The organism is Candidatus Methylospira mobilis, from assembly GCF_009498235.1.
Taxonomy (GTDB): domain Bacteria; phylum Pseudomonadota; class Gammaproteobacteria; order Methylococcales; family Methylococcaceae; genus Methylospira; species Methylospira mobilis.
The window spans coordinates 520,744-542,866 of record NZ_CP044205.1; the positions used below are offsets into that span (position 1 = coordinate 520,744).

The window sequence follows — 22,123 nt, forward strand, 5'->3', positions numbered from 1 at the left end:
TGCTGGCGGCTATTCGCTAATTCTACTCCTTAATAGCCTGTTTCAAAAGTTGCCCGGCAGGTACGGACGCGGTCCGCGATGGGCGAAACTGTATCGGCTTTGGTGTACACTTCCTTGCAGGAGCCATAGGGCGTGTACTGTCGCACGTATGGATAGGGCGTATCCTTAAGGAGGAAGCTGCCGCATGTCTGGCAATGTAAAAAAAATCAGCATCTGGTTCTCCATTGTTTTATTGCTGGCCGTAACCGCTGCCGCGTTGGGTCCGTTCTATGCGATGCACCAGATCAGGCAAGGTCTGGCTCATCAGGATACCGCCATTTTGGCTGATGCAGTGGATTTTCCGGCCTTGAAAGCCAATATCAAGGTACAGTTGGAAGGCTTCCTGACCGGGCAGGCCCCGTCGGACTTCAAGCAAACGCCGTTTGCCGCTTTTGCGATGAGTCTTGCGTCCAGAGTCGTGGATGGCATGGTGGATGCCGTGGTGACTCCGCAAGGTCTGGCTGCCTTGCTGCATGGCGTGAATCCAGGCAAATTGTGGCAAGGCAGGCAGGCAAGTCCGCCGGAGACGACAGAGGCCGGTACTGCAGGAATATTCAGTAATGCTGTCTATCATTATGATAGTCCAAGTCAGTTTTCGGTCTGGATACAGGGCGAAAAGGACGGTCGTTTTCAGTTCGTTTTTACCCGTAGCGGTTTACTCTGGAAACTGAGCAATGTCATATTTCCAATGGGGGGAGATAAATGAGCGTTTTAAGTGTCTACGATGGGCGGGACGTCGCCTCTTCCGAGGTTTTTACCGGGCTGGACGATATCTCCGCGCGTTTGAACGAAATAGACGTGCGCTTCGAGCGCTGGACTGCGGGGTTTGAGTTTGGCGCCGATGCATCGAATGTGGATGTATTGAACGCGTATCACGATTCGATTGACAGCTTAAAGCGGTTTTATGGGTTCCAGTCCGAAGACGTCATCAGCGTCAAGGCGGATCATCCCGAACGCGTTGCGATGCGCGCCCGCTTCTTGCGCGAACATACCCACAGCGATTTCGAAGTGCGGTTTTTTGTTGAGGGCAGAGGCTTGTTCTTTTTGCATCCGGACGATCGTGTATACGCGGTTCTTTGCGAGCGCGGCGATTTGATCAGCGTGCCCGCCAATGTCAAACATTGGTTCGATATGGGCGAATACCCGGAGTTGAAGTGCATACGTTTGTTTACGACGCCGGAAGGCTGGGTGGCGGATTATACCGGCAGCGAAATAGCCGAAAGCTTTCCCCGGCTGGAGCAGTTCCTCGGAACGTTTGCATGATACGTGCAATAGTCACCGATATAGAGGGCACGACGTCGTCCCTGTCTTTTGTAAAAGATGTATTGTTTCCCTATGCGCGCAAACATCTGGGCGTTTATGTGCGGCAGCATGCCAATGCGCCCGAAGTCAGGCAGGCCCTGGGTGATGTGGCGGAACATTGCTGCGCGCGCATGAACGATGAACAGTGTATTGCTCAATTGGAACAGTGGATAGATGAGGACAGAAAAATCACGCCGCTGAAATTCCTTCAGGGCCTGATCTGGGCGGACGGTTACCGGAGCGGCGAGCTGGTCGGCGATCTTTACGAAGACGCAGCAAACAGGCTGCAGCAGTGGCGCAGTGACGGAATGGCGCTGTATGTTTTTTCGTCCGGCTCCGTTCTGGCCCAGAAGCTTCTGTTTGGGCATACGCGTTACGGTGATATTAACTCGTTGTTTTCAGGTTATTTCGATACTTCGACCGGCCCCAAGCAAGAGGCCGGCTCTTATCGCAGTATTGCGTGCGCCATCGGTTTTGATCCGCATGAAATTCTGTTTCTTTCCGACATCGCCGCTGAGCTGGATGCAGCCCGTCAAGCCGGCATGGCTACGTATCAACTGCTGCGCGAAGGAACGGCGCCTTGTGAGGGACACCCTCATGCGCGTGACTTTTCAGTTATCACTTTTTAGTATGTAACGCTTGGTGTTTCGCTTAATTTAGCATTAGGGGGTTGATTTACTCCTCAAAGAACCGTTAAAGTTAGCCTTGTCTTAACGGGAAGAGGATGGATTATTCCCGAGCCTGCTGCCATGAGGCGGCGACTACAGCGATTGGAGTAATGAATGACGAAAGCAAGTAAACCTGAGCCGAATGGCGTGAGCCATAGGCGTGTTGCAATAAGCCGCCGCACTTTTTTAAACCGCGTCGGTGTTGCCGCAGCAGCGACGATGCTGCTGCCTTCGACGGAAGCATTTGCCAGGGCCTTGACGCAAGAGCGCAAACTGACCCTCGTTAATACCAATACCCATGAGGATTTGACCGTAATTTGCAGTCCGCAGCAACATTACGACCGCAAGCTGCTGACCAAGGTAAACTACCTGATGCGCGATCACCGCACCGATGAAGCGCGTACCATGGACCCGGCCTTGCTCGATCTGCTTTATGCGGTGACGGTGCTGACGAAAGGGCGCGGAGAATACAATATCATTTCCGCGTACCGTGCGCCGGAAACCAACCACATGCTGCGCCAGATGGGGCAGCATGTGGCGGAACATAGTCTGCACATGCACGGAAAGGCAGTTGATTTCCGTACCGAAGACGTCAGTATCCGCACCATCCAGAAAGCCGCGATTGCACTGGAGCGTGGCGGCGTCGGTTATTACGCCAGCTCCAATTTCGTGCATCTCGATACCGGCGATGTGCGTACCTGGTAAAACCGGAGCGATACGGCTTTTTACCAATAAGCAATAACGCAAACCTTGTTCGGATCTTGTTGGTTTTTTGGTAGCTACCAGCTACTGTCGCATACCCCTACAGGAGCGAGCCCAGGCTCGTTCCTGTCCCGCCAAAATCTTTTCCTGTCAGGTATACAAAGTCGCCATTGATTTTGTGCTCTCGTTTGTTGTCAATATGACAATCGATATTGTCTGCTAAGAAAACCTTTTCGTTGCGCGTAATATTTTTTTGTTTAGAGTTTATATGCTTAGGCCGTATTCACGCGGTATCTGAGCAGCTTGGACCTGTTTTTTCGATACGGCATGAGTTTTGTATAATACGATATATTGTTATAGATATATTGTATGGAGCAAACATGCGACTTGAACTGGATGTAACGCTGACGCGAGGGCATTTCGATCTGGCTACGGAGCTATCGGTAAACGATACCAGTATGGGGCTGCTGGGTAAATCGGGCGCCGGGAAAAGCACTCTGCTGGGCTTGATTGCCGGAACGATACAGCCGCATAGCGGGCGCATAGCGCTGGACGGAAAAATTGTTTTCGACAGCCGCAAGGGTATCATGGTGCCGCGCGAGCAACGCCCGGTGGGCGCGGTTTTGCAACTGGATGCTCCCGGTTCCGACGAAACCGTCAGGGATAGTCTGGTAGCCGCATATAATCGGACCTTGAAGCAGCGGCGGTTGTTCAGGCTCGGTTATCTGGTTGATTTGCTCGAACTGGAGGAAACGCTGGAGCGGCGCACCGATCAGCTATCAGCGGGAGAACGCAAGCGAGTGGCGCTGGCGCGGTCATTATTGAAGTCGCCGCGTCTGCTGCTTCTGGACGATACGTTTGCGGCGATAGGCAACGGTTATCGCGGACAGTTGCTGCCGGTGCTCAAGCGCCTGCAGGATGAATTGCGTCTTCCCGTACTCTATGCCAGTCAGTCGCTCGGAGAAATTCTGGAGCTGACCGATCAGTTGGTCGTGCTGGAAGCCGGCAAGGTGTTAAAAACCGGTTCCCTGCAGGAGCTGGCCAAGGCGCGAGGGATGTTGCGTTATCTGGGGATGCGCCAGGTTGATAATATCCTGGCGGTCTCCATCCAGGGGCATGAACCCGATTCAGGCTGCACCATGGCTTATACTTACGGGTTGCCGATCATTTTACCGTTGCGGCCGCGCCTTAAAACGGGCAGCGATATTCTGGTTACGATAAAATCGGGAGATATCGCTTTGTCGCGCCATTACCTGCAAGGTATTTCGATACAGAATCAGATCAAAGGCAGGGTTTGCGCGCTGGTTCCTTCCGGCGACAGCGTTTTTGTACAGGTCGATTGCGGCAGTACACTGCTTGCGGAAATCACGCCGCGCGCTTGCCGCGACATGGCGCTCAGCGAGGGAGATACCGTGTATTGCCTGATTAAAACCCATACCATTGCCTATATGTCCGAAGTGGATGCGCCCCCCTCCCAGCGTGTTGTCCAGTACGGCGATTCTTTTTATCTTATCGACGAAGCAGGCATGCATGATGAGCAGGGCGCGTCGACCCTGCCCGCGGTCAGACACTAACGGCGGAAGTGCAAACGGGCGGTTCGGAAGAAGCCGCCAGACTCGGAAAGAAGCAGTTCGAACCGGCAATTTTTCGGCAAGAAAGCGGACGTAACGGCGTTGCATCCGCTTTCTTGTGCCGGTTCACCGCGCTTACCATGGTTTATGCCGGCGCGTTTTATACCGGTGGCGGTTTTATTGTTTTGATTTTACTCAATGCTTTGGTAGAATTTTTAGCCGCGTTTCCAATCTCCAAGAGAAAATACGGGCGTTAATGTCGATTTTAAGGGTGAGGAAGTAAATGAACTTACGCGGCACCGATTTGAACCTGCTTACTATTTTCGAAGCAACCTTCGAAGAGCGTAATCAGACTAAAACCTGTGATCGCCTGGGCATGACGCAATCGGCGATCAGCAACGCGCTTAACCGTCTGAAGCAGATTACCAACGATCCGTTGTTTATTGTCAGGAACAAGGGATTGCAGCCGACTGCGCGGGCGATAGAGCTTTATGATCAGGTGCATTCTGCGCTGGATCTGGTACGTTCCGGCTTAAAGGATGTACTGGATTTTACGCCTGCCGAGAGCACCCGCATGTTTTCGCTGGCGATAAGCTTTGGCGATGGGACGGCAGGGCTGCCGGTATTGTTCGAGTTGATCCGGCGCGAAGCACCGCAGGTGCGGCTCAATATGTCTGCGCCGTTATCGGAAACCGAAGCCACGACCATGCTGCGCGATCATGCTTTGGACGCCGTCGTTCATTTTGAGCGATACAACAACCCGGATTTGCGGCACGAAATCGTTAGCCGCTATCCGGTTGTCGTTATCGCGCGCAAAGATCATCCGCGTATCGGCGAGACGGCGGGCAAGCAGGAAATCATGCAGGAGGAGTTTGTCAGGGTTGCGGGTTTGCATCGCAGTCCCGGCATCGTAGCCGATCGCGATGAACTGTTTCAGTTTATGGCCAGAAAAACCGCCATCGTCGTACCCAACGTCATGGTGCAGATGTCCGTGGTTGCGCGCAGCGATTTGCTGGCTATTACCTCGCTACAATCCATATTGCCGTTCCAGCGGGCATTCGCGCTTAAAACGCTTCCCTGTCCATGGGCGATTGATCCGGTGCCGATGTACCAGGTTTGGCACCGCTCGGCCGATAACGACGCCGGTGGCACTTGGTTCAGAAATAAGCTCAAGGAGGCGGCTCAGAGCGCTTGGCCGGAAGTGAAGGTAACGGCTTCAGATTCTTAATCCCGTAGCGCCGATCGTAACCGCTGCATTTTTGAGCTTTTAACCTCCGCGCGTTGATAAAAGCGTTGTACCCCATGATTTTCCTTGTCGGTAGAAGAGTGATGCGCGAGGCAGCCCGCCGTTTTGCATGGCTGGTGGCTGTTTTCAGCCGTTGCGCGCCAACATGGCGACAGCGCTCTGTTCCAGGGTACGCTGTACATACCTTCCAGCCAGTCGACCGGCCCGCCCTCGGCGGTACTGGCGTTGATCGTCAGGCTGACCATACTGGCGGCTATACTGTCTTTGTAGTTTCCCGCACAAAAAGTCGGCTCCGCTTCGAGGCGGTCGATGATCCGGCGTCTGCGCTCGATCGCGGACGTGAAATGGGCCTTCCGTGCAAACAATGGTATTGTATTGGTTTTAATTGTCTAGTCTACTGTTGTTCTTTGTTTAAAGCTGCGTTACCAATCTTCTGCGTGACAGGAATGACGGGTGTTGAGGCTGTTTTTTAGGATGGGTCAAGTGTGAATTTACGCGGTATTGATTTGAACCTGCTTACTATTTTCGAAGCCACCTTCGAAGAATGCAATCAGACTAAAACCTGTGACCGGCTGGGCATGACGCAATCGGCGATCAGCAACGCGCTCAACCGTCTGAAGCAGATTACCAACGATCCTTTGTTTACTGTCAGAGGCAAGGGGTTACGGCCCACGGCGAGAGCGATAGAGCTTTACGATCAGGTGCACTCGGCGCTGGAGCTGGTGCGCTCCGGTCTGAAGGATGTATTGGATTTTACGCCGCAGGAGAGCACGCGCATGTTTTCTCTGGCGACAAGTTTTGGCGACGGCTAGGCGATTCTGCCGAAACTTTACGAACTGATTCAGCGCGAAGCACCGCAGGTGCGGCTGAATATGTGTACGACGGTATCGGAAGCCGAAACCGCGATCCAGCTGCGCGATCATTCCATGGACGCAGTCCTTCATTTTGAACGATTCGATAATCAGGACTTGCAGTACAAAGTCGTTATCCGGCATCAACCTGTCATTATCGCACGCAGAGATCATCCCCGTATCGACGGCGATACGGCGAGCAAGCAGAAGATCATGCAGGAAAAACTTGTCCGGGTTGCTGGAACACACGGCAGTTCTGCCGTCATGGCCGAGGACAATGAGGTGTTCAAGTTTATAGCCAGGAAAACCGCCATGATCGTACCCAGCGCCATGGCGCAGATGGCCGTGGTTGCGCGTAGCGATCTGCTGGCTATCACCTCGCTGCAAATCGCTCGTCCGTTCTTGCAGTCATTCGCGCTGAAAGTGCTTCCCAATCCATGGAATATCGAACCGATACATGCGTTTATGGTTTGGCATCGCACCGCAGAGGGCGATGCCGGTGGCGCATGGTTTAGAAGCAAGCTGCATGAGGCCGTCCGGAGCTTATTGCAGGAAAGTGAATGTGGGGGGCAACGGAACCGCCGGGCTTTTAATCCCGTAGCGTTAATCGCAATGGCCGCATTTTCGAATCCTTAAATCCCGCGCGCTGGTAAAAGCGTAACGCAATTTGATTGTCTTCATCGGTCAGCAGGCTGATGCGCGTGCAACCGGCGGCTTTGGCGTGGTTGACGGCAGTTTTCAGCAGATACGCGCCGATATGACGGCCGCGCTGCTCAGGGAGTACTATCATGTCTTCCAGCCAGGCGGCGGCACCGCCCTCTGCGGTGCTGATGCTGAACATCAGACTGACCATGCCGACGATGCTACCGTCTTCGCCGTTTTCCGCGCAAAAAATCCGTCCTGCTTCCGGGTGATCGAGAATCAGGCGTAGCGCACATGTCTGGCGCTCGATGTTGGGAATAAAATCGGCCTCCTGCGCAAACAGCAGCGACAGCAAATCCGCCAGTTGCGGGATATCGCAGGATGTGGCCGCTCTTATAGTAATGCCGTTAATCTCCGGCATAAGAATGTAACTGGCGTTTGATAAGGAAGGCTGCCTTGGCCGGGTGCTTGGATGCCGGCAATCCCCGCCGCGGCAGGCTTTTTACCATATTATATTAATTGCAGGTTGGCAAGCCGCCGCCGTATCAGGCGCGCAGCAATGCCTTGCCCAGCTTTTCCGATAACTGATCAAAAGTGAATTGCGGCTCGTTCGGCGGGTAAAGCACTTCTTCGTCGATTTCGAAGCCATTTTCCTTGGCCAGACTGATGAGCTCCCGGACTTTGACGCAGGCAAGCAGCTGTTCTTTCAGTGCTGCATCGGTGCGGGCTTTTTCCGAAAAGGCTTTAATTTGTTTTATTGCCATTCTATAGACTCCATATGAGTTTTTCCAATTTAACTAGGGTTGACAAGGTCAAGATGCATGCAGACCAGCTCCACCAGCGCATCCAGCTCCAAGCCTTCCTGTGCGCTGGTGCTGTCGCCCGCAAAATCGGGATAATGCAGATGGACGCCGAATTTTCCCTGCGCTTGACCATGGGTATGGACATAAGCCAATAGGCTTTCATGATCCGGCTTGTATATGCCTATTGCTTTTGTATCTTCCTGCCACAGCTTGCTGACCATAACGCTGCCGGGTCCGTAACTGTCCTGAAGTATCAGCATGAAATGCTTGAGTTGGACTTCTTTGTTTAATGCCCATACGTTCAAGGTATTCCTCTGTTACTTCTATTGCCCGCTATGGTGTATACAAAAAACGGGCCATTATGGGGGAATTGTCGTTTTTCGGCTAAAACCGTTGTCTACAGTCTGTTTGGACGCGCAGCGGTCCGGGTTTGGGCCGTTTTGTCATGTCAAAATGCAGTATTTAGCGTACAGTGTCAGGCTTGTTTGTCGTGTATGCGACAATTGAGCCGTTGTGACTGAGTGATCGCTATTGAGTATCCGGCCGTCCAACTCTTCTGAGCATGTTTTTCAACAGAGGTTCAGGCGGGTCTGAGTAAATGCAGGTATCTTGGTTGATGCCGTTGGCAGCCGTTTTGCAACAGAACTGGTTTTAATCCATAAGGTTTCAAATCATGAAAACTTTGCTCGATTGGTCGTCCTATCAGGATGCCGGCATGGGAGATGCCTATGCCGATATTCCGAAAACCGGAGGGAACTTCGCGAAAGCGGTGGCTGTCTGTATCAACAGTCGGGCTTGTGAAAGCAATAACCCTAAAATGGTGATGTGTCCCAGTTTTCGCGTGAGTGGGATGCCGGAGCATTCAACCGGGGGCCGTGTGCGTTTGTTGAAAGCGGCGTTGAACGGCGAGTTGGGTGCGGCCGCATTCGACGATCCGGCGCTGGCCGAAGCCATGACGCTTTGCGTCGGCTGCAAGGGTTGTAAACGCGAATGCGAGAACGAAGTCGATATGGCGATGATAAAGCTGGAATATATGGCGCAACGCCAGACTGTGGCCGGCGTTTCGCTGCGTTCGCGCCTGTTTGCCGGGTTGCCGCATATTCTGCATCGTTATCCTTGGGTTAAGGCCTGGATTTCGTTGCGTAACCGCTTGGTCTGGTCGGCAAAGTGGGGTGAGCGCTGGCTGGGCATCAGCGCGGAGCGGCGGCTTCCGGAACCGGCCCGGCTTCCGTTTTCAGCCGCTGAAACAGAGCAAACGGCCGGAATCGGGGCGCAGGAGCGGGAAGTGGTGCTGTTTGTAGATACTTTTACCCGCTATTTCGATCCCGATATCGCAGTCGCCGCTCAAACGGTGCTGGAAGCGGCGGGCTATAGCGTTATCTTCGCCCAGCCCGCGAAAAATGCGAGCGAGCCGGAGCGCCCCTTGTGCTGCGGCCGAACCTGGCTGGCTCAGGGCATGGTCGACGCGGCGCGCGCGGAGGCGGAAAGAGTGCTGGCGGCGTTGCTCCCCCATGCGCGCGCGGGCCGCACGATAGTCGGCCTGGAGCCGTCCTGTTTGCTGAGCCTGCGCGACGAATACCGCTTTTTAGGGTTGGGGGACGACGCGCTCGAAGTGGCGCGGTCGGCGTTATTGTTCGAGGAGTTTATTGGTCGGGAGTCTACCGCCAAAACCTTTAACGCGACATTTAAGCCGTTAGGCGATGCATGCAATTTTACGTTGGTACACGGACATTGTCACCAGAAAGCGGTAGGTGCCATGAAATCGATGCGCAAAGTATTGAAGCTGATTCCCGGTTTCCGTTTCGAACTGATCGAATCTTCCTGTTGCGGCATGGCCGGAAGTTTCGGGTTGGAGGCAGAGCATGCGGAAACCGCACAGGCTATGGCCGAGCAATCGTTGTTGCCGGCGTTACGCGCCGCGCCGGAAGCGCTGGTGGTAGCGAACGGCTTTTCCTGCAGACACCAGATTCGCCTTGGTGTCCGGCGCGAAGGGCTGCATGTCGCGCAACTGTTGCGCGATGCGCTGATTTCTTGAAATTGTCATATTGATCCTGTAAGAATAGGCCATCGGTTTGCTGTCGGCTTCAAGATATGGAGAGATAAGCCTGCTTTTTTGGAAAATAACTATATTTAAGAGGCGTTTGTGATGAGTCCGTCAAACGAAAAGCGGTATTTTGACTTTACTGCGGTTAATTATGAGTCGAAGAACGGTGTTAAGGCATTTGAAGTAGTAGGTTTTAGCGGAGAAGAAGCTATTTCTACATTATACCGCTTCGAGTTGCTGCTGGTTTCCAAGAATGACGATATTAAAGTAAAAGAGGTGGTCGGTCTCGGTGCGACGTTTGTTTTGAGCGACGGTGTGAGCGGAAAAAAACCGGTTAGCTACATAGGGCTGGTGCAGGAATTCGAGCAACTGGAGCAAATAGCGGGTGGGACTTTCTATAAAGCTGTTTTAGTGCCAAAGTTATGGACGCTGGAGACCTTTTATCGCTCCGAGGTTTATTTGCAAAAAACAAGGAAACAAATTTTTGAAACTCTTATGAATAAGAGCGATGAAATTGGGAGCGATGGAGGAATAGGTCCCGGTCTTACTACGAATGATTATGCTGTTGACTTACGCACAAGCGCTCCTGGTGAAGGTGATTCGAAGCTGCCTTTTATCTGCCAATACAAGGAGACGAACCTTGATTTTATAACCAGGTGGGCGCAGCGCCTGGGTATTTATTGGTGGTATGAAACAACCGATACCCCTAAAATGTCGGAGAAAGTAGTATTTAGCGATGTACATACGCGTAATCAATATTTAGGCTGGAGCCTGACATATCAACCGGAGAATATAAGCCAGCCTACTGACGCGAATTATTTGACAAGCCTTATTCTTAAAACCAGGCCGCTGCCTAAAATACTGAGGATTGAAGGCTATAACTATGAAAGTGCCATAAACATAGCAACCAAGAATCCAAGCCCGACTTACGTTGAAAAACAAATCGACGCCCAAGGTATCGGTGATATTTATCATTATATAGGGCATGTGGGAAGTGAAAAAGAAGCCGAGGCCATCGCTGATTTGCGCGCTCAAGCCATTCGCTGTAAAGAGAGGCAATATCGTGGCAATAGCCTGGCTACCGGTCTGCGCTGCGGCTATAAGGTAAAAGTGAAAGGACATAAAAAACTTGAGGGGGATTATCTGTTAACGCATGTTAAGCACTGCGGTTCGCAGCCCATAGCCTGGATTTCAGGGCTGGCGGGGTCGCGCTTATATGAGTTGGCGGAGATGGCATTGCCGCAGTCTGCAATCACCACCAAAGATTTTTTTTATCAGGCCGAGTTTACTGCCATACCACACGAGGTTCAGTTCCGATCTGAAATGAACCATCCATGGCCGAAAATTGCCGGCACAATGAAAGCCTTTATTGACGGCAGTACCTATACTGATGACCAAACCAAAAATGGCGAGTACGCCGAACTGAACAAGGACGGAAAGTACAAGGTGAAAATACCTTATACCTTGAAAAACTACGATCCCTTGCTCGGTTCAGACTGGATACGCCGCGCCAGTATTTACGCCGGGGAAGCCTATGGCATATACTTTCCGCTGCATAAGGGGGTCCAGGTTTTGCTGACATTTATTGACGGTAATCCGGATAGCCCGGTCATATTGCAGGCGGTGCCTAATGCATATCAAAATGCCTTGGTGACCAAGCATAATCAAAACCAGGCTATGATTAAGACTGCCGGTAATAACTTTATCGGCATGGAGGATACCAAGGATAAACAAGGGTTATTGATTCATTCTCCCACTGCAAAAACCATGATTCGGTTTGGGGAGAAGAATGCCTTGTCCTATAAGGACTGGGCGGGAACCAATGAGAAAGAAGAAAAATTGCCGCGGCCATTGCCGGAAACAAAAGTATCCGACGCGAATGGTTTATTCGCGTATACCGAGGATAATATTGCGCTTGATGCTGATAAAAAAATCAATGTCAAAGCGGGAGATACGATATCAATAAAGGCAAAAAATAAAATTTCTATTGAGTCAGAAACCGGCGATGTAAGCATTACCGCCACAGGAAAAGTTAAAACTACCAGTAAGTCTGATACTGTTGAGTTTTGTGGCGGGTCCTGGAGTACGACTACGACAGGGTTCAGCTTTAAGTTTTCAATGGCGCAAACAAACAGCATTTCCCTGGCGATGACAAACTCAGTTACAGCAGGCATTGCAACGAGTGTTTTTGCCGGGGGTAGAGTCGATATTTGGGGCTTGTACAAGCAGGAAATCGGTCTGGGATGGAAAAAAGAACTGATGGCGGGAGCCAAATCCGAGTATGTGGTAGGCAGTAAGGGCGAGAATATAGTCGGAAATAAGAATGAAGTGGTGACCGGTGTTAAATCTTCCACTGTAGGCGTTAAGGTAGATAAGTGCGTAACCGCTAAAGACGAAGTCTTGGGGGTGAGGATGGAGAAAGTGAAGAGCGAATTGACGCAGGTGGAGACAAGACATTCAAAATTTAAACTCGCGCTAGATTCCGGCGATATAACTAAAGAAACATACAACGCACAAGTAACCATTCTCAAAGCCCTAAAACAAGAAATGAAAACTTTAATGAGCGATATTAAATCAGAGGTGAAAAAAGCTTCGGTTTCGGTAGAAAGCGGAAACAAAATTTTCAAGTGATCGCGTTGGTAGTCGAATATATGTTGATCGGCTCGGCGCTGCGATAGGGCGGTATGTTGATCTGCCGGGTCTTTTTGCGTAGACGAGTAATCGATCGTTGTGTCGGGAGTTTTATGATAATAAGAAACCGGTGCGTGCTATTGAGCGCTATGTTGCTGTCGGCCTGCTCTTCGACGCCGCTTGCTCCCGTTGCCGAAAGCGTAATAAAACCCGATAGCGTCAGAATCGTACCCATTGATCGGGCCGGCTGCGACTATCAGGTTGGCTGCGATTATCTGGGCGAGGTGACCGGCGAGCGGGGTAGTTCGTGGGTCTGGTGGACCGGCGACGCCGAACGCGAGGCCGATGCGCGTAATGAGATGAAGGCTGCCGCGGCCAAGCTGGGCGCCGATACGATACAGGTGGTGAGGCCTCGTGCCGGTCAGGCCGCAGGTGCGGAACAAGCCGATGGAATTTACACGGGCATTGCTTACAGGTGTAAAAAAAAATGATCCGGGTGAAGGCGGGTTTTCCGTTTTGAAGTATGATTTCAAGCATAGCAGCGGTACGCTGTGTTGTAATGTGCATCCAGTACAATTCCGCACCGGCGGCTTCGCACTGAGAAGCGGCTGGGCGCGGTTGAGCGTGTGAGATCCGAGTTGACAGGTAGCCATGAAAACCATTAAAGAATTAACGCATGTATTGTTTCTCCGCCCGGTAGGTTTGCGCGGCGGGCTGTTTCTGTCGGTGGCGGTAGGCAGTTTTTTCCATCTGGATGAGCCGGAAAAGATCGGCACCGAAATAGATATGTGGAAACTGGCGGCGGAAACCTTGGGAAAGGATGCATTGGTCGACGCAGCCAGCCCCAAGCCGGTCGGAGAGTTTCTGGCGCACGGTCAATGCTGGGCGGCGGGCGGCGTGCCGATCAGTTCTTCTGAAGTCAGCATCCAGGTCGGTAACGCGAGCAAGAAACTCTATGTCTTTGGCGAGCGGGAATGGCTGCCGGCCGGTGTCGAATCGCCGCTGAGAATTTCCGAACCCAAGCCCTTCGTCAATATGCCGCTTGGTTGGGAGCAGGCCTACGGCGGTGAAGGCTATGCCATGAACGTGCTGGGCAGAGGGTTGAAACCGAAGCCGCCGTTCGATTACTGGCCGCTGCCCAACGTTGAAACCAGCCATTTTATCCGCTCTGCGGAAGACCGGCCTGAGCCGGCCTGCTTCGGCATGCTGGATTTTGTCGACCCGCGCCGTTACCGCAACCTGGGTACTTATGATCAGGCTTGGGTGGAGCAGCGCTGGCCGCATTATCCGGACGATTTCGATCAGAGTTATTTCAACTGCGCTGCCCCTGATCAGCGTTTGACGCAAGGTTTTTTTGCTCCGGGTGATCCGATACGCATACATCACATGCACCCGGCCCAGTCCGAGTTGATCAGCCGCTTGCCTCTGCACCGCCATCGCGCTTTCATTCGCCAACACCAGGGGGATAATCTGATGTTCGTCGAAGCGCCGCTGAGCATCGATACCGTCTGGCTATGGCCGGAGCATGAACGCGGCTTGATGTTGGCGCGCGGTTTATTCCCTATCAGCGATGACGACGGCGACGATGTAGAAATGCTGTTTACCGTAACCGAAGCGTTCAATGCACAGCCCAGGTCGCTGGATGAGTGGCAGGAGGAACTCAACCGGCGCCTGAAGCGTCAGGTCCCATTCGATTTGTCGCCGTTGGTGCCCGATCTTGACGATACGCTGAAATCGGCGGCTGCGGATCTCAAGGCGCTGCCGGACAAATTGCGCAAAATGAAAAGCGATATCGATATCGACGCTCCGGTGACGATGCCCGAGATGACGCCGGAAACGCTGCGCGTGGAAAATTTGGAAACGCAAGCCAAGATCGACGGTCTGCTGGCCGAGCCGGGCTTTGGCGCGGCGGAGCACATAGCCGCGTTGCGTAAATCGATGCAGGCGCGCGAAACGGCTATACAGGCGCTCAAGGATGCCGATGTGCAGAAGGCTAAAATGTTAGCCGAAATGAGCAAGACGGATACACACGGGAGCCCGATGGACGCAGTGCGTGAACAGCTCGAAAAGCTCAGGGAAACCAATCCTGAGATGCACGAAAAAGCGGCTGCTGAACTGGCCGGGCTCGAAGCGAAACTGGGGGCGGCGAACGATCCTCGTCAGATGATGCTGGATAGTGTCGAGAATCCGCTGCCCGGCGGCAATATACCGATGCGCCCGTCCGAATCGCTGGCGAAAACCGAGCGCGATCTGCTTGATCAACGGCAGCAACTGCTGGACAAGCAGGCGGAAGCCCTGTCGAAGCCCGGCGCGGAAGGCAAGCTGGACCGGCTGATGCTGGAGCAGCAGCTTGAGTCGATCGACTCCGGTTTGCAGCAGGTGCGTGACGGTCTGGCGCAGATTATAAAGGCCAATGCGGATAAGGATAGAATACTCGATCAGTTCATCGAAATGACCGAAAAAATGACCAAGGATTTGGAATTCTGACGAAGGAGGGCACGGTGAAAGATCTAGAGAAACTTTTAACTGAAGTAATGAAAGAAAAGCTGGCCGCCGCCCAGGCCGGTCTGGCGCGGAACGCGCCTCCGGGCGCGGAGGCACCCGATCTGTCCGCTGAGTTCGCAAAATCGCTTGAGGCCCGTACAAAAAATCCGGAAATACCGTCTCCGCCGGATATCGACGCCATGCTGCAACGCGTGCCGGAAGAATTCAGGGCCAAAATTCCCGAAGAAAAACTGGCCGGGTTGCGCAAGCTGGCTGCGGACAGTAAACCGCAGATGGAAGCCTTGAGGAAGCAGGCTGAAGAACTGCAGGCGCAGATGCCCGGCGGCGAGCTGGATTTGGGGCAATATCATCCGTTTCTGAAAAAGATGACGCGCGAGAAGGTGGCCGAACTGCATGCGTCGGGCGCATCCATGCAAGGCTGTAATTTTACCGATCTGGATTTGTCGGATATGGATTTGTCGGGCGGTTTGTTCAAGGAAGCGCACTTCGTCCGTACCAACTTGAAGGGTAGCCGTTTGAACGGCGGGCAGTTTGAAAAAGCGCGTTTCGATGCAGTGGACGCCACCGCAGCGGATTTTGGCGGCGCAAACCTGGAAAACAGCTTGTGGCTGCATGAATCGCAAGCGCAGCAGGCGTCTTTTGTCAAGGCGCACGCCAAAAGCATCAAGGTATTGAAATGCCGGTTTGCCAGGACCAATTTCGACGAGGCCGAATTGGAATCCGCGTTTTTTAACGAATCCACGCTGGATGAATCGAGCTTTCGCTCTGCCCGCATGAAAAGCCTGGTGCTGATCAAAACGCAGGCGCAGAAATGCGATTTAACCGGTGCGGCGTGGAGCAAGACTTTTATCAATCAAGGCAGCATTGCCGGTTCCTGTCTGGAAAACAGTCAGGCGCGCCATGCGGTGATCTGGTCGTCTGATGCGCGCTCGCTGAAAGCACGCGGAGCAAGTTTGCACGGATTTATTGCCGGCGGCGAGGAAACCGCGTTTGACGGCAGTTGTTTCGACGAAGCCGATTTGTCGCGCGCCAGCCAGCGCGGAATTTCGTGGCAAGGCGTGTCGGCGCGTAAAGCGGTTTTCGATCGCAGTATTTTGGAAAAAGTCGATCTGAGCGGTTCCGATTGGAACGGCGCGCGCGGTGCGAAAGCGCGTATAACCAAATGCAAGCTGGAAAACGTCAACCTGGGGAATATCAACCTGATGCAAGGCTCTTTACGCAAGTCGCAGATTACAAAAAGCGATCTTTCTTCCGGCTGTTTTTACTCAACCGAGTTTTATCAGGCCAAATTTGTCGAAACCCGGCTGGATGCCGCATTTACCGGGCTTTCCAGTCTTAACGCGCGGCAGCGTCTGGACGCAGCCAAACGCGCAGAACAACAGGAGAACTAACGATGCCAGGACCGTTGACCAGTATTGCCGGAGGTATGAACCTGGGGTTCCCGGATGTGTGTCTGACCATGGTCGGGCCTGCGCCGGCTCCAATACCCTATCCAAATATTTCCATGTGCACGATGTGCGATCCGGCTTCCACCGGCGACAACATGCTGCTGGATTTTATGCCATCGGTGCATTTGATGTCGGAACCCTTGATGAGCCAGGGTGACGATGCCGGTGTTCTGTTGGGCGTAGTTTCTCATTTGATCATGGGGCCGAGTGAGTTCATGACCGGTATTCCGAATGTATTGATCGAAGGGTTCCCTGCGCAAACCTTGTTGAGCGTAACCGGGCAGAATGGACTGGCGGAAAACTGTCCCGGCACCACGCTGACGCCAACCCAGCTGACCGTGATAGGGATGTAACGAAGAGCCCCGCGATGGACGAGATGGAAAAAATCCTGCAGGAACTCGTGCATGAAAAACTGGCGGAAGCACAGGCCGAGTTGAATCTGAATATGCCGGAAGGCCTAGAGCCGCCAGATCTGGCGGCCGAGTACGCCAATTCGCTGCAAGCGCGAAAAGCTGATGGGGTGCCGGTTGATCTGCCGGACATGGACAAGATGCTGCAAGAATTGCCGGAGGATGTCAGGGCGCAAATCCCGGAGGCGGAACTGGCGAAACTGCGTAAAAATATTGCGGAAAGCAAGCTGCAACTGGAAGCGTTGATGCGGGATGCGGCGGCGATGAAAGCGGAAGAACCGCAAGAGGCCGGCCTGGATTTGGGGCAGTACCATCCATTTCTAAAAGAGATGACGCGCGAAAAAGTGGCGGCGATGCATGCGGCGAGCGAGTCCATGGAAGGCTTTAATTTTACCGGTCTGGATTTGTCGGATATGGATTTATCCGGCGGCTTGTTCAACGAGGTGCATTTTGTGCGCACTAATCTGAAAGGTGCGCGTTTGGCAGGCGCTCAGTTGCAGGGTGCGTTGTTCGATGCTGCCGATGTCAGCGCTGCGGATTTTACTGAAGCCAATTTGACCGATAGCTTATGGATGAATCAGACACAAGCGACTCAAGCCTGTTTTGTCAAGGCCGCTGCGGCCAGTATGAATATACTAACATGCTGTTTCAATGAGGCAAATTTCAACGAGGCGCAGCTGCGGTCGTCTATTTTTAATGAATCGGAACTCAATGCCGCCAGTTTTCGATTTGCGGATCTGGCGCATTTGGTATTAATAGAAAGCCAGGCGCAACAGTGCGACTTGACCGGCGCGTTGTGGGATGATGCGTTCCTCAACCGTAGCAACTTCTCCGGCTCCTGTCTCGAAAAGAGTCAGGGCGCTTCCGTGATTTTTTGGGAATCCGATGCCAGCGCGCTCAAAGCGCGCGGAGCGTCGCTGCCTAATTTGATTGCGGGCGACCCTGCGACCATAATCGATAACAGTTGTTTCGACGAAGCCGATTTAACCGGAAGCAGTCTGCGCGATATTTCAGCGCAAGGAATGACTGCCCGCAAGGCTGTTTTCGACAACTCACTGCTGGAAAAAGTAAACCTGAGCGGAGCGGACTGGCAGCAGGCGCGCGGCGTCGGCGCATGGATCAGTAAGTCCCGGGCGGAGCATGCCAATTTCAGTCGCGTCAACCTGATGCAGGGCTCGTTGCGCAAAACGCAGTTCAAAAGCAGCGACCTCTCAGCCGGCTGTTTTTATGCGACCGAATTTTATCAGGCCCAATTTGTTGCGACGCGGCTGGATGCCGCGTTTACAGCCAGTTCCAATCTTACAGAGCGGCAGCGGCGGGAAGCCGCCAAGCCCGTTCATTCCCAGGAGAGTTGACCATGTTTTTATTGAGTTCATCAGGCGGTAAAAATCTGGGTGGGCCGGATGTATGCAGGACGCCTACGCCTGCCGGACCGGTTCCGACGCCCTATCCCAACATATCGAGTTGCACAGCGGCCAATCCCGCATCGACCGGCAGAAAGATGCTGCTCGATATGATACCGTCGGTACATCAGATGACAAGGATTCTAGGCAGCTCCGGCGATGAGCCGGGCGTTTTGTTGGGCATGATGTCGAATATGATCAAAGGACCGACCACCTTCAAGGTGGGCGCGCCGAAAGTACTGATCCAGGGGTTTCCGGCGATGCGCGTGACCAGTGTCACCGCCCAAAATGGTATGGTCGGGAACTGCCCTGGCGTCAGCTTGGTACCAACGCAAAGAAAGGTGTCGGCATTGTAACCAGAGCATTCTGCTGGCTAAAAATTCGATTTAAAGTTTAAATTCGCTGATTCTGAGTAATCGGCGTTCCCAGGGGGTATGTAATGATGACACTGGAAGAAATAAGGGCTATCGCCGATCAAGGCGATTATGTCGAAGACAAGGATCTTGGCGGGATGGATTTATCGAATACGGATTTGGCGGGCGTGATATTTGCACGTTGCAATCTGAGCGGCGCGAATTTTTCGAACTCGCGGGTGATCGGAACTTCATTCAAGGATTGCGAGCTGGCGAACGCCGATTTCTCCGGCTGTAACTTGCACAAGATGATCTGGAGCAATTTCAAAGCCGCAGGCGCGCGCTTCGCCGGAGCCGATATGAGCGAATTTATCGCGACAGGCACCGATGTTTCCGGGGCGGATTTCAGCGGAGCCGATATGCGCCGCAGCGTGTGGACCAAGTGCAAACTCAACGACGCCGATTTCAAGGATGCCCAGGTTAAGCGTGGCGTGTTCACGCTATGCGAAATGAACGGAATTAACTGGCAGGCGTTGAACCTGGAGCATATCGTTGTGACCGAATGCGGACTTGAACGCGCCGAATTATCAAAAGCCAACTTGGAGCGTGCAGTGTTCATGAAATGCGTGATGACCGGGGTTCAACTGCATCAGGCGCGCCTGCATAAGGTTTTGTTGCGCGACTGCAGCTTGCCGGGGCAGAATTTTGCCAATTGCGAGTTTTTTGGCGTGCAGGCGGGCGGCAGCGATTTTTCCAACTGCAATTTCGAAAACGCCAAACTGGGTTTTTCCAGCTTTATGGGCGGTAAATTGAACGCCGCGCGTTTCAATGGCGCAAGCGGCGAGGCTGTGGTATTTATGCAGGCGGATTTGAGCGAAGCCGATTTCAGTGATTGCCGCTTTTCGATCGCATCCTTCGCCGGAGCCGATCTGACCGACACGCGCATGATCGGCATGTCCAGCCCCATGTCCAGTTTCGAAAAAGCCAGGGCGACACGCACCCTGTTCAAAAATGCGGATCTAAGCGACTGCGATCTGGCGCATTTGCAGGTGGAACAAGCTGATTTTAACGGCACCCATTTATTTCGCACCAAACTGCACGGGGTTAAAAACAAAAGCGCCATTACCGATGTAGCGGATGTGGTATCGTGGTCAGGCGATGATGAAGACCGGCTGAAAGCCGAAAATTGGACACTCTGAGAGAAACAATACTCATGAAAAATGCACAGAGAAAAATACAGAATCTGACTACGCCGGCTGAAAGCGCGTTTGAAATGGGCTGGGTCGTTGAGTCCGGATCTACGGATGAGGCAGCGCTGCAGTTGGTGGATCGAGACGGCAATGTTTTTATCGCGCGCAAGGCTTTCAGCTGCGTGATCGAGCCGGTACCCGGCGATCAGGTACTGTGGGGATTTGTCGATGATCTTTCCGGCAGACAGGCATGGATACTGGCGGTTCTGAGCAGGCATACGGCTGATGCGGCGGTGATGAAGTTCGACCGTCCGCTGCAAATGAACAGTCTGGAGAAAATTTCCCTGATTTCGGCAAAAGGAATAGAGTCCTTGACCGACGGTTCGCTGAATTTTGTCGGCAAGGCGCTGAAAGTAATCGCGACGCAGGCCGAAGGACATACCGACGAATCGGTATGGTCGTCGCGGCGCATGGTCAGTAACTTTAAGCAGCTTTCGGTAGTATCCGAAACCTGTACCTCTGTATTTCAGACCTTGATACAGCGCATGGAATCCTATATGCGCCGGGTCGATGGCGTTGAGGACGTACAGGCGGGCAGTCTGCATCAGGCTGTAGACGGAACCGTTACCATCTATTCGAAGGATACGCTATTGACTTCCGAGAATCAGGTTAAAATCAACGCAGAGGTTGTACACCTCTCCTGACCCAGAAGGAACCGTGATGGCTGCCGGAAAGAAAGTTTATTTGACTGCGCTGGATCGCAAAACACCGCTGGCGACCGAGGTCGCCGCCAAATTGCACCAGTATGGTCTGACCGTACTGGGGCGTTACTGGCCCGAGCAGTTCGACGCGCCGCTGTATTGGCTGGATCTCAGGGACGAATTTATCAAGGAACAGGCCGATATCTGGCTGATCCTGCTGGATGAAACCGCGCTGGACTCTCCGAAGTCGATGTATGGCCTGGCGCAAATGGCCTACACCCTGAATGCCCGATTGGAAGGGAAGGTCTCGGTGCTGTTGTTGGCTCCGGCCGGCTTCGATGCGGGCAGACTGCCAACCGTGCTGCAAGCGGCGCCTCTGCTGTCGCTGGATGGCGCGTGGGCGGCCAGGATAGTGGCCACAGCCAGTTTGCCGGTCAAGCCGCAGAGCCGCGAATATATACTCGACTTTTACGGCAACGAAAAACTGGGGCAGTGGTTCGAATTCCAGGTGCCGGAAGGCGCTCTGGACGGGGTGATTTTCGGCGTGGAGGACGGCGGCGACGCCAAAATCAATTTTCAGGCGGTAGGCGCTTCCGGCGCCTTACCGGAAAGATCGACTCTGGAATACCCGGTAGAGGAAATGCACTTGACGCTGGGTGATATCAACTACACGGCCTGGGGTTTGCGCAACAGACTGGAAAAGGGCGATTCCTATTTCGCGCGAGTACAGGGCTGGCCTCGCAGCCTGATCGTGATGCCTTATTCTGATGATGACGAGTCGAATGCATGGCGTATCGCGCTGGCTTGAGATTGGGGAGTTCGGTGCTGAATAACATCCTGTGCTGGCGTTTTTTTCTGTTGTCGATAGGGTACGGCCTGATGCTTTGCGGATGCAGTACGACCGCTGGGCCGAGCCCGCAGGATCAGGCCAAGCTGAGCGCCGATTGGGCGTATCGCGCCGACGGCATCAAGCTGTATGTCGCGTCGTCCGGCGATATGAACAATTGGGACGGCGAGGCGCATACCGTAGCGCTGGCGATAATACAAATGGACGATCCCGCCGAGTTTACGCGTATCAGCACGGACCGGGCCGCGTTATTACAATTGATTAACGAGGGTAAAGCGCCGCTTTGGAGCGTGCAACTGAGCCGCTATGTGATCAATCCCGGCGTAAAAACCGCTTCGGTGACTCTGGCGCGGGCGCAGAAAACCAAGCATTTCGGCATAGTCGCAGGCTATTACGATTTCGATGCGTCCCAGGACGTCAAGTTTTTTTCCATACCGCTCAAGTTGAAGGAAGAGGATAGCGGTTTTGTGGCGCGTCCGGCGCAAGTAAGGGTCGCGATACAGTTCGGCCGCCAGCAGATCGTTTCGTCGACGCTGACCTCTATCGATGAATATCCCGATGTTCCGTTAACGCCGGGGGCCGATACGGAACAGGAAGGCCAGATGCCGGTTGGAGAGATATCCGGAATTTATCCTATCAGGGAATAAATGAGCGTGCTGTATTTTCATTGGGCGTCTAGGGTTAAAATTTGAGCGGCAAAATCGCTGTTTTATTCGAATCCTCTTAACCCGTTATTATAATATCAATGATTTGCACTTCGTCCTTTA

At 53.2% G+C, this 22,123-nt stretch carries 24 protein-coding genes; 20 read left to right on the forward strand and 4 right to left on the reverse strand.

The genetic code is table 11. The features are described 5' to 3' along the window. Positions 1 to 184: 184 nt before the first annotated feature. From F6R98_RS02105 to F6R98_RS02130, 6 genes are all read left to right on the forward strand, one after another. Entirely contained in the window at positions 185 to 745 is a 561-nt protein-coding gene (locus tag F6R98_RS02105; protein WP_153247545.1) for a DUF2939 domain-containing protein, read from the forward strand. After that, entirely contained in the window at positions 742 to 1,302 is a 561-nt protein-coding gene (locus F6R98_RS02110; protein WP_153247546.1) for a 1,2-dihydroxy-3-keto-5-methylthiopentene dioxygenase, read from the forward strand. The genes F6R98_RS02105 and F6R98_RS02110 overlap by 4 nt, the downstream gene beginning before the upstream one ends. After that, positions 1,299 to 1,970, forward strand: a complete 672-nt coding sequence (gene mtnC / locus F6R98_RS02115; RefSeq protein WP_153247547.1) for an acireductone synthase — start codon at positions 1,299 to 1,301, stop codon at positions 1,968 to 1,970. Before F6R98_RS02110 ends, mtnC begins: the two co-directional genes overlap by 4 nt. Before the next feature lie 153 nt (positions 1,971 to 2,123). Beyond that, positions 2,124 to 2,714 carry a YcbK family protein gene (locus tag F6R98_RS02120; RefSeq protein ID WP_153247548.1) on the forward strand — a complete coding sequence of 197 codons (591 nt, stop codon included), beginning with the start codon at positions 2,124 to 2,126 and terminating at the stop codon, positions 2,712 to 2,714. A 377-nt stretch (positions 2,715 to 3,091) separates the two neighbouring features. After that, positions 3,092 to 4,285 carry an ATP-binding cassette domain-containing protein gene (locus F6R98_RS02125; protein WP_153247549.1) on the forward strand — a complete coding sequence of 398 codons (1,194 nt, stop codon included), beginning with the start codon at positions 3,092 to 3,094 and terminating at the stop codon, positions 4,283 to 4,285. Positions 4,286 to 4,565: 280 nt separating this feature from the next. Continuing rightward, positions 4,566 to 5,510 carry a LysR substrate-binding domain-containing protein gene (locus F6R98_RS02130; RefSeq protein WP_153247550.1) on the forward strand — a complete coding sequence of 315 codons (945 nt, stop codon included), beginning with the start codon at positions 4,566 to 4,568 and terminating at the stop codon, positions 5,508 to 5,510. Here F6R98_RS02130 and F6R98_RS02135 read toward each other — a convergent pair. Next, entirely contained in the window at positions 5,507 to 5,893 is a 387-nt protein-coding gene (locus tag F6R98_RS02135) for a hypothetical protein (RefSeq protein ID WP_153247551.1), read from the reverse strand. The two genes, F6R98_RS02130 and F6R98_RS02135, sit on opposite strands and share 4 nt — an antisense overlap. A 120-nt stretch (positions 5,894 to 6,013) precedes the next feature. Here F6R98_RS02135 and F6R98_RS02140 point away from each other — a divergent pair, with 120 nt between their 5' ends. Continuing rightward, positions 6,014 to 6,340: a LysR family transcriptional regulator gene (locus tag F6R98_RS02140; protein WP_153247552.1), complete on the forward strand. Its 327-nt coding sequence runs from the start codon at positions 6,014 to 6,016 to the stop codon at positions 6,338 to 6,340. Positions 6,341 to 6,346: 6 nt separating this feature from the next. Beyond that, positions 6,347 to 7,015, forward strand: coding sequence for a LysR substrate-binding domain-containing protein (locus tag F6R98_RS02145; RefSeq protein WP_228125214.1), 669 nt, complete (start codon positions 6,347 to 6,349; stop codon positions 7,013 to 7,015). Here F6R98_RS02145 and F6R98_RS02150 read toward each other — a convergent pair. The 3 genes from F6R98_RS02150 to F6R98_RS02160 form a co-directional block, all read right to left on the reverse strand. Beyond that, on the reverse strand, positions 6,969 to 7,442 hold the full coding sequence (locus tag F6R98_RS02150) for a GNAT family N-acetyltransferase (protein ID WP_228125045.1): 474 nt from the start codon (positions 7,440 to 7,442) through the stop codon (positions 6,969 to 6,971). The genes F6R98_RS02145 and F6R98_RS02150 overlap by 47 nt on opposite strands. A gap of 124 nt (positions 7,443 to 7,566) precedes the next feature. Next, on the reverse strand, positions 7,567 to 7,785 hold the full coding sequence (locus tag F6R98_RS02155) for a Nif11-like leader peptide family natural product precursor (protein WP_153247554.1): 219 nt from the start codon (positions 7,783 to 7,785) through the stop codon (positions 7,567 to 7,569). Positions 7,786 to 7,814: 29 nt separating this feature from the next. Continuing rightward, a complete protein-coding gene (locus F6R98_RS02160) occupies positions 7,815 to 8,129 on the reverse strand; it encodes a hypothetical protein (protein ID WP_153247555.1) in 315 nt (104 codons plus the stop codon). Positions 8,130 to 8,497: 368 nt separating this feature from the next. Here F6R98_RS02160 and F6R98_RS02165 point away from each other — a divergent pair, with 368 nt between their 5' ends. From F6R98_RS02165 to F6R98_RS02220, 12 genes are all read left to right on the forward strand, one after another. After that, a complete protein-coding gene (locus F6R98_RS02165) occupies positions 8,498 to 9,859 on the forward strand; it encodes a (Fe-S)-binding protein (protein WP_153247556.1) in 1,362 nt (453 codons plus the stop codon). Positions 9,860 to 9,970: 111 nt separating this feature from the next. Continuing rightward, positions 9,971 to 12,499, forward strand: a complete 2,529-nt coding sequence (locus F6R98_RS02170; RefSeq protein ID WP_153247557.1) for a type VI secretion system Vgr family protein — start codon at positions 9,971 to 9,973, stop codon at positions 12,497 to 12,499. 113 nt (positions 12,500 to 12,612) lie between these two features. Further along, entirely contained in the window at positions 12,613 to 12,990 is a 378-nt protein-coding gene (locus F6R98_RS02175) for a DUF4156 domain-containing protein (protein ID WP_194270097.1), read from the forward strand. A gap of 160 nt (positions 12,991 to 13,150) precedes the next feature. Continuing rightward, the gene (locus tag F6R98_RS02180) at positions 13,151 to 14,986 is read left to right on the forward strand and encodes a DUF2169 family type VI secretion system accessory protein (protein WP_153247559.1); all 1,836 of its coding nucleotides are present in this window, start codon (positions 13,151 to 13,153) and stop codon (positions 14,984 to 14,986) included. Between the two features lie 14 nt (positions 14,987 to 15,000). Beyond that, positions 15,001 to 16,395, forward strand: coding sequence for a pentapeptide repeat-containing protein (locus tag F6R98_RS02185; RefSeq protein ID WP_153247560.1), 1,395 nt, complete (start codon positions 15,001 to 15,003; stop codon positions 16,393 to 16,395). 2 nt (positions 16,396 to 16,397) lie between these two features. Continuing rightward, the gene (locus tag F6R98_RS02190; protein ID WP_153247561.1) at positions 16,398 to 16,805 is read left to right on the forward strand and encodes a DUF4150 domain-containing protein; all 408 of its coding nucleotides are present in this window, start codon (positions 16,398 to 16,400) and stop codon (positions 16,803 to 16,805) included. A 14-nt stretch (positions 16,806 to 16,819) separates the two neighbouring features. Further along, the gene (locus tag F6R98_RS02195; protein ID WP_153247562.1) at positions 16,820 to 18,217 is read left to right on the forward strand and encodes a pentapeptide repeat-containing protein; all 1,398 of its coding nucleotides are present in this window, start codon (positions 16,820 to 16,822) and stop codon (positions 18,215 to 18,217) included. A gap of 2 nt (positions 18,218 to 18,219) precedes the next feature. Further along, positions 18,220 to 18,621 (forward strand): DUF4150 domain-containing protein, encoded by a 402-nt coding sequence (locus tag F6R98_RS02200; protein ID WP_153247563.1) that lies wholly within the window; start codon positions 18,220 to 18,222, stop codon positions 18,619 to 18,621. A gap of 83 nt (positions 18,622 to 18,704) precedes the next feature. Continuing rightward, positions 18,705 to 19,817 carry a pentapeptide repeat-containing protein gene (locus tag F6R98_RS02205; protein WP_153247564.1) on the forward strand — a complete coding sequence of 371 codons (1,113 nt, stop codon included), beginning with the start codon at positions 18,705 to 18,707 and terminating at the stop codon, positions 19,815 to 19,817. Positions 19,818 to 19,831: 14 nt separating this feature from the next. Beyond that, a complete protein-coding gene (locus F6R98_RS02210; RefSeq protein WP_153247565.1) occupies positions 19,832 to 20,512 on the forward strand; it encodes a DUF3540 domain-containing protein in 681 nt (226 codons plus the stop codon). Positions 20,513 to 20,528: 16 nt separating this feature from the next. Continuing rightward, the gene (locus F6R98_RS02215; protein ID WP_153247566.1) at positions 20,529 to 21,317 is read left to right on the forward strand and encodes a hypothetical protein; all 789 of its coding nucleotides are present in this window, start codon (positions 20,529 to 20,531) and stop codon (positions 21,315 to 21,317) included. Next, the gene (locus F6R98_RS02220; RefSeq protein ID WP_153247567.1) at positions 21,296 to 22,003 is read left to right on the forward strand and encodes a type VI secretion lipoprotein TssJ; all 708 of its coding nucleotides are present in this window, start codon (positions 21,296 to 21,298) and stop codon (positions 22,001 to 22,003) included. Before F6R98_RS02215 ends, F6R98_RS02220 begins: the two co-directional genes overlap by 22 nt. The last annotated feature ends 120 nt before the right edge of the window (positions 22,004 to 22,123 follow it).

What these genes read in the sequence shown, in the direction of transcription:
- F6R98_RS02105 (WP_153247545.1), top strand. Translation starts at nt 185, where the DNA reads ATGTCTGGCAATGTAAAAAAAATCAGCATCTGGTTCTCCATTGTTTTA.
- F6R98_RS02110 (WP_153247546.1), top strand. Translation starts at nt 742, where the DNA reads ATGAGCGTTTTAAGTGTCTACGATGGGCGGGACGTCGCCTCTTCCGAG.
- mtnC (WP_153247547.1), top strand. Translation starts at nt 1,299, where the DNA reads ATGATACGTGCAATAGTCACCGATATAGAGGGCACGACGTCGTCCCTG.
- F6R98_RS02120 (WP_153247548.1), top strand. Translation starts at nt 2,124, where the DNA reads ATGACGAAAGCAAGTAAACCTGAGCCGAATGGCGTGAGCCATAGGCGT.
- F6R98_RS02125 (WP_153247549.1), top strand. Translation starts at nt 3,092, where the DNA reads ATGCGACTTGAACTGGATGTAACGCTGACGCGAGGGCATTTCGATCTG.
- F6R98_RS02130 (WP_153247550.1), top strand. Translation starts at nt 4,566, where the DNA reads ATGAACTTACGCGGCACCGATTTGAACCTGCTTACTATTTTCGAAGCA.
- F6R98_RS02150 (WP_228125045.1), bottom strand. Translation starts at nt 7,442, where the DNA reads ATGCCGGAGATTAACGGCATTACTATAAGAGCGGCCACATCCTGCGAT.
- F6R98_RS02155 (WP_153247554.1), bottom strand. Translation starts at nt 7,785, where the DNA reads ATGGCAATAAAACAAATTAAAGCCTTTTCGGAAAAAGCCCGCACCGAT.
- F6R98_RS02165 (WP_153247556.1), top strand. Translation starts at nt 8,498, where the DNA reads ATGAAAACTTTGCTCGATTGGTCGTCCTATCAGGATGCCGGCATGGGA.
- F6R98_RS02170 (WP_153247557.1), top strand. Translation starts at nt 9,971, where the DNA reads ATGAGTCCGTCAAACGAAAAGCGGTATTTTGACTTTACTGCGGTTAAT.
- F6R98_RS02175 (WP_194270097.1), top strand. Translation starts at nt 12,613, where the DNA reads ATGATAATAAGAAACCGGTGCGTGCTATTGAGCGCTATGTTGCTGTCG.
- F6R98_RS02180 (WP_153247559.1), top strand. Translation starts at nt 13,151, where the DNA reads ATGAAAACCATTAAAGAATTAACGCATGTATTGTTTCTCCGCCCGGTA.
- F6R98_RS02190 (WP_153247561.1), top strand. Translation starts at nt 16,398, where the DNA reads ATGCCAGGACCGTTGACCAGTATTGCCGGAGGTATGAACCTGGGGTTC.
- F6R98_RS02195 (WP_153247562.1), top strand. Translation starts at nt 16,820, where the DNA reads ATGGACGAGATGGAAAAAATCCTGCAGGAACTCGTGCATGAAAAACTG.
- F6R98_RS02200 (WP_153247563.1), top strand. Translation starts at nt 18,220, where the DNA reads ATGTTTTTATTGAGTTCATCAGGCGGTAAAAATCTGGGTGGGCCGGAT.
- F6R98_RS02205 (WP_153247564.1), top strand. Translation starts at nt 18,705, where the DNA reads ATGATGACACTGGAAGAAATAAGGGCTATCGCCGATCAAGGCGATTAT.
- F6R98_RS02210 (WP_153247565.1), top strand. Translation starts at nt 19,832, where the DNA reads ATGAAAAATGCACAGAGAAAAATACAGAATCTGACTACGCCGGCTGAA.
- F6R98_RS02215 (WP_153247566.1), top strand. Translation starts at nt 20,529, where the DNA reads ATGGCTGCCGGAAAGAAAGTTTATTTGACTGCGCTGGATCGCAAAACA.
- F6R98_RS02220 (WP_153247567.1), top strand. Translation starts at nt 21,296, where the DNA reads ATGGCGTATCGCGCTGGCTTGAGATTGGGGAGTTCGGTGCTGAATAAC.